Origin of the sequence: Campylobacter sp. BCW_6468 (genome assembly GCF_001762865.1) — a bacterium.
Lineage (GTDB): Bacteria > Campylobacterota > Campylobacteria > Campylobacterales > Campylobacteraceae > Campylobacter_D > Campylobacter_D jejuni.
Window position 1 is genome coordinate 1 of sequence record NZ_MJXQ01000003.1, and the last position, 6832, is coordinate 6832.

Annotated in this window: 4 protein-coding genes; all 4 read left to right on the forward strand. The window is 24.8% G+C overall.

The features are described 5' to 3' along the window. Nucleotides 1–1202 (forward strand): hypothetical protein (locus AJ889_RS00100; protein ID WP_261660913.1); only part of this gene is annotated, 1202 nt, incomplete at its 5' end. Beyond that, a complete protein-coding gene (locus tag AJ889_RS00105) occupies nt 1199–4693 on the forward strand; it encodes a hypothetical protein (RefSeq protein ID WP_070293168.1) in 3495 nt (1164 codons plus the stop codon). The genes AJ889_RS00100 and AJ889_RS00105, both read left to right, overlap by 4 nt. 11 nt (nt 4694–4704) lie before the next feature. Further along, nucleotides 4705–6006 (forward strand): hypothetical protein, encoded by a 1302-nt coding sequence (locus AJ889_RS00110; protein WP_057032039.1) that lies wholly within the window; start codon nt 4705–4707, stop codon nt 6004–6006. A gap of 22 nt (nt 6007–6028) precedes the next feature. Beyond that, nucleotides 6029–6832 carry a hypothetical protein gene (locus AJ889_RS00115; RefSeq protein ID WP_070293170.1) on the forward strand — a complete coding sequence of 268 codons (804 nt, stop codon included), beginning with the start codon at nt 6029–6031 and terminating at the stop codon, nt 6830–6832.

A 6832-nucleotide genomic window follows, 5' to 3' on the forward strand; every position in this document is an offset into this window, starting at 1 on the left:
TTGGAGAATTAGATCAAGATAATACTATAAAACAAGATACACCTAGTTATTATTTTTCTCCTAAAGATGAAAGCAGTGGTTTAGGAAGACTTAGTATCTTTTATAAAAATGATGAACTTTGTTTGCTTAATTATTCTATATTAGAAAATTCTTTAAATATCAAATTAGAATGTTTAAGCAAACAAAGCTTAGAGTATAAAGACTTAATTTCAAACACTTTAAAAGAACAAAAAACCACACAAGTAGATAAAAAACAAGCTATAGCTAAACTTCATGCTCTTTTAGAAAATCAAAACCTAGAATGTATCCATGGAGGCAAAGTCATACTTAAATCAAACAAAGGAAAAACTTTTAAAGATGATGGTGTGCCTATAATGCTAGAAAGTGATTTATTAAACTCTAGTATAGTAGCTTGTCCTAATACTATAGCAGGTGTAAGTGTTCCTTGTACTAAAGTTGTTAATGTAAAAGGATCCTTATCTCAAAAGAAAGTCAATAATGAATATGTAATCTTACAAGAACTCATCTCAGCTTGTAAAACAGATAAAGGCTTTGCTTTAAAAGTAAGCTTTACTCCTACTAAGTTTAAATTTGATCACAGCTTTGATCCTAAAGAGGGCTTAGGAGAACAAAGTAAAAATCAAATAGAGTTAAAAGAACCTATAATAAGACTTCATTATAAAAGTGATAGATTTCAAAAAGATAATTTACCTATCTATAATCTTTTAATCAATAATGAAAAAAAAGAACAAAATAAGGCTTTAAATGAATTTAATATAGATTTAAAAGATTTAAAAGATATAGAGGATATAAATATTCTTAATCAATTCAAACAAGACTTTAGTAAAGATTATGAATTTAAAGAACTAAATCTTAGCTTTGATACTAATTTAATCAAACTTTATTTTATTATCCCAAAAAACATTGCTAAAGTTTATAAAAGTGCTTATAAGGAATTTGAAAATAAAGATTTAGGAGCAGGGTATTTTACACAGCTACATGAGTATGATAAAATCATCAAAAATGCTTTAGAAGATAATAAAGAATTAAACGAATATCATTTTAGTTTTTTAGCTCCTGCAAAAATGCAAAATTTAAAACTTCAAATCGCACAAGGACTAGATGAAATCTTAGAAGATGAAGATAGAAAACAAGAGCTTTATGTTTGTAAATTTGTGGTGGTAAATGGGGTTAAAATATGAAAATAAAAAATTTTACTTTAATTGCATCAAATCATAATTTAGAAATCGAGTTAAAAAATCTTACCAAAAATGCTAATAAAATTATTTTTATATGTAGTGATTTTGATGGATATAAAGAAGCTAAGAATTCTTTGTATAAGACACTACATACTATTGAAGATAATTTTAAAATTGATAATACAAAAACTTTTAAAATCATACATTTAAATCAAGCCAATAAAGACGAAATCACAAAAGAACAAAAATTTAGCTCTGATAAAAATTTATCTAGCATTAAAAAAATTATCTTTAATAATTTAAAATTTTTAAATAATGCAATTAATCAAAATGAAAATAAAACGCTCAATAAAATTATTGATGAAAACAATGAAGAAAATATTGAAAATTTTTTAAAAGAAATTCAAAAAGAATTAAATATATTATTAAAAAATATCAAAGAATCTAACTATTTTGAGCAAGAAATTAAACCAAAGATACAACTTACCCTAGATACACTTTTTAATACACTTTTAAAAAATATTGCTCAATCTAATGATGATGAATATAAGCAAATTATTAGAGCTATAGCAAAATTTTTTATCAATATATTAGATTCTGTAACCAATCTTAAAAAACCTGTCTCTTTAGTCAAAAAAAATCCTTATGTTTTTGTTGTAAATACATTATTTGAAGCTTATAATTCTTCTTCTGAGTATCAAGAGTATAAGGAACAAAAATATTATTATGATTTTGCTTATCCACTTTTAGAGCTTATTACTAGTAAGCTTTATCCTATTATCGCTTTGTGCAATGAAGAAATTTTATCTGATGTATTAATTATAGATGATAAAGTATTATTAGATTTTTCATCTTATTCTAATGTACCTTCTATTAGTCTTTATAAAAATAGTTTTTATAAAGTTATTTTAGATGAAGAATTTCAAGGTATTTTTGATAATTTTTTAGAAAATAATCTAAAATTTGAAAATGAAAAGTTAGATAATACACTTTTAGTGAATTCTAGTTTAAATAATTTTGATACAACATTAAAAAAAGCAATCAATTTAAATATCTCTAAACTCAATCATTTCTTTTATGCAGAATATCCTGATTTAAATTCTTCCATGCTAGTAGAAATGATATTAGATAAAAAAAATACTGATCAAATCAATACAACCAAAATGGGTAAAAATTATTTGCTTATTACTAATCCACCACAGCTTAACAATGCAGGACTTTGTGAGGACTTGTATCAAAAAAAATTAGGAGCAATAATAAAAAATCGCCCAAAATCCCTTACAAAAAATGAAAAACTTGGGTTAAAAGAGCAATTTCCTAGTAAAAGAGATTATGGCTCTTATTTTATAGAAAGAGATGTTAAAAAGGAAGATGATTATGTATTGCAACTTTGTCCTTTTGTGAAACTTGATGGACAGATTTATCAAAAATATAAAGGGTATTTTAATTTTTATAATCAAACATATTCTTGGGTCAAACTTTATTTATTAGAACATATAAACGAACGATTAGAATATGAAAAAGTTAAGCAAGATTTTGCTTATATTGATAGCTTTTTTAAATTGCCTAAAGAACTTGAAGAAATTAGCGAAAAAGAAAAAGAAAAAGTAAAAGAATATGTCGAGCTTTTTAATAATTATTTAGATAATATCAATTCTCGCTATGACCAAACACAATCCAATCTTAACTCAAAACCATTAATGTTTAAAATATATGAAAATGTAGATTTTAAGAAATACTCACCTTTAACGGTTATTTTATTGACTTTGACTTTGTGTGTTTTACAAAAAGACTTAGCTTTTACACAAGAATATTCTTTGGGATATAAATTGTTTCAGGCATATACTGGGCGTGATAAAAAAAATATTTCACTTAATTACCAAAGGATTAAAATACCAAATTATTTTAATGAGTATATCTTATTTATCCCTGATGATATTTATTTTTATGATAATGATAAAAAAATTTATATCTTTTTATCTAAAGAATTAAATAAAAATAAAAAAGAAGATGAAGTTATTTATTTAGATGAATTAGCCAAAGCTATGTTTGAAAATGATTTTGAAGAAGAAGATCAAACTTATGTAAATTTTTTAAAAACCTTAAATGAAAGCTTTGATGAGGAGATTGAATTTGAAGAAAATATACAAACAGACAAAACTCTTCCTTCAAAAAAAGATTTAGATAAAAGCATTCAAGATATTATGCTTGATAAAGAACTTGCAAAATTATCTATAGATATTACTTTTTTTAATATCATTAAGCAACTTTTTCCTTTTACAGAATTTTTTATGAGTCAGCCTGATTTTTTTAAAAAAATGATTTTATTTTTTATAGATTCAAGCTTAGATAAAAAGTATTATGGTAATAAATTATTTTCTAGTTTTAAAGCACATTTTTTTAAAGAACTAGGGATATTTTATGCACTTAGCCCTAAGGGGCGTTTTATAAAAATTAATCCAAAAAGTAAAAAATCACTCAATAAGCTTTTTTTATATCAAATAGGAACAAATTATTATTATTTTAATCAATTAGAATATGCAAGTAAGTTAAAAAAGTCAAAGAGTTTTTCAAGATTAGATAAAGCTAAGCAAATTCATTTGATATCAAAAGTAAAAAAACAATTAGCTATTGATTTTTCTATTAAAATGAGTAAAGACTTGAGCGTGGATATATTAAAAAATTTAGCAGGATCTTTTATTGATACACTTTTACCTACAAATTATGAAAGATTGAAAATTTTATATGAAAAACTAATGTATGAAAAATTTACTTACAACTATGATTTTCCTTTAGCTGTAAAAAAAGAAGAATACTTAACCTATCCTTTATTGATAAATTCTAGATTTATGAGTTTTGATTTATCTGAGTTTATTTTTGGTTCTTTATTATGCACGGGTGGGCTTAATTATTATCCTAGTATTGCTTGTGCTACAACTTCAAGTGAAGCTAGAGAATTTGCCTTAAAAAGACTTTTATCTTATATTATTTTAGATGAGAAAAGAAGTGCTTTTAAGGAAGATAAAATCAATGAAGGCAAATATATCTTAAATGATAAGGAATTTTTTGAAAAAAACAATATAGAACTTAGAAATTGTAATATATATAAGCTAGAGCATTTTCAAAGAAAAGAAGAATATAAAACACAACACCCAGTGATAAAACAACACCCTATCTTAGCTTATAATGATGCTATACAAATTTTATATGAATATGCAAATGGGATTTATAATACCACTCAAGATGAAAAAGGTAAGTTCATAGAAGATAGGCAAAAGGCAAGAAGATTGATGGAAAATTTAGAAGCCATAGGACAACATAATTTAGAAGTGATGTATAGAGGGATAAATGAAGAATATGTTGATAATGAAAGAAATAGAAGAAAAGAAAAAGAAGATTTTAATGATATTAATAAAATACAAGATTATTCTAATAAATTCATAGGCAGACTAGCTACAACTATAATCATGGAAGATGGTTTATATATAGGATGAAAGGATAAATAATGAGCAGTAATAAAGATATTTACGAGATTTATACTTCTAATGGACTTATATTAGAAGTTGATAAAAATACAAATCAAATTATATTTGATAAAAGAAAAGATGGGCGTGAAGTAGGCAAATACACCCAAGAATATTCCAAAGCTTTGTTTGAAGCTGATCGTATATTAAGAAACTCCCCCTACAAAGACTATCAACCCCAATACCTAGATCCTGAATTTCACACAGGGGAGAAATCTACTTTACTTGAATTTAAAGATTGGCAAAGTATTTATTTAAAAGATCCTATCAAAGGAAGCATAGCTCCTTGGACTAAAGCAGAAAAAGCTTATTATAAATCTTTAAAAACTAAAAAAGAAAGATATAAATATTTAGTTATAAGAAGTGGTATAAGAAGTGTTGTTATAGATATACCTTATGAAGCTATAGGAGCTGTAGATGAAAAAGGAAATGTAGATCCTAAATATGAAAAATTATATAAAATAGTAGATGATAATAAACATAATCTAAGATCAAGTTTATTTCATAATGAATGGGGTATGGCAGCAGGAATATTAGGTGATTATAAATACCTAGCTAATGATATGTTTCAAAATGGTTTTAATGCAAGATTTATACAAGCTACTATACTTTATATACAACTAAGTGGAGGAAGTAGTATATTAGATAAACCTCATTTATTAGGTGCTATTTATGGTTATGCAGATATTGCTGTAGGAAGTGGTTTAGTAGGAGTGCATAAAAATCCTTTAAGAGAACAAGAGATTAAAACCTTAGCTAAGACTTTAAAACCTGATGAATTTGGTATGCTTCCTTTTATAGATGAGATTATGGGAGTAGATTGGGTGATTGATTATAACGAATATCAAATTTCTGAAGATGAATTTGGAAGTATGTATAAAGCCTTAAGAAGTGATATAGTTGAAGGTAAGATAAAAGATCCAAGGGATATAGATTCTACTTATGAAAGCAGAAGAGAATTTGATCGTTATATGGATGGGTATTCTAATGGTATGATTAATGCTTATGGTTATGATATTCCAAATGATCGGAGTGAAGAAAGTGCACAATTAAGAATAGATTCTATGATATTAACTGCCAAACTAGCAGCCCTAACTCCTCCTCAAGGCTATCCTAATGCACCAAGATATTTTACCCCTGAAAAACTAGAATGGTATTATAAAAGACATAAGCTTGATAAACTTCTTGATCCAAGAATTCCTGCTATTTATAGATATAATTTTCCGCAAGAACTTCGAGCTAAGATAAGAGCTTATGCTAAAGAGCATAATATAAAAGAGTAAACCACAAAAGAAAGGAAGAACAATGCAAAAAATACTTCAAATCGATTTAGAAAAAAGAAAAGCTTTAGAGAATTTCAAAAATCTAGCTTTATTAGGATTAGGTGGAACAATGCTTTTAAATTTAAAAGAACAAGCTTTGGATTTTAGTCAAGAATTAACTTATATAAATACTTATGATAAGTATTTAAATTTAAAGCTTGATTCTTTTTATATCCCTTCTACACTTTTATCTTTGCTTCAATTAACTAAGAAAAGCAAAGAAGCTTTTTATATCAATGTTTTAATCAATAGCAATACACATTATAAAAATCCTTTATTACAATATGCTATTACCCAAAAACAAGAACAAGAAAATATCGTTTATGCTTTAAAAAATAATGAAAATCTTAATGCTTCTTTTGCAAATCTTAATGCTTTAAAATTAGCCTTAGAAGAAAAGAATTTTTATCTTAATTTTATAGACTTAAACAGCAAAGAAAGTCTTTTAAGTTTTTATAATCAAATAATAAGCAATAATCATTTTAGAAATTATTTTTATATAAAAAATAATCAATTTTTTATTAAAAAAGATATAAAAAATAAAATTTTATTTCATAATATAAATTCTTCTTCTATTATAAGTAATTATCTTAGATTGTTAAATGATTTTAATACTTTAAGCAAGATAGAACTCATAAATATATTAGAAAGTTTAAGTTTATATAATCTTTCAACTTTAATGCAAACTATGCAAAATATACAATCAAAAAATGAATATAACTCAAAAGACTTTGATAAAGATAGTATCTTTTTATCTAATATGATTATGAATGTGAGATTGAAGTAA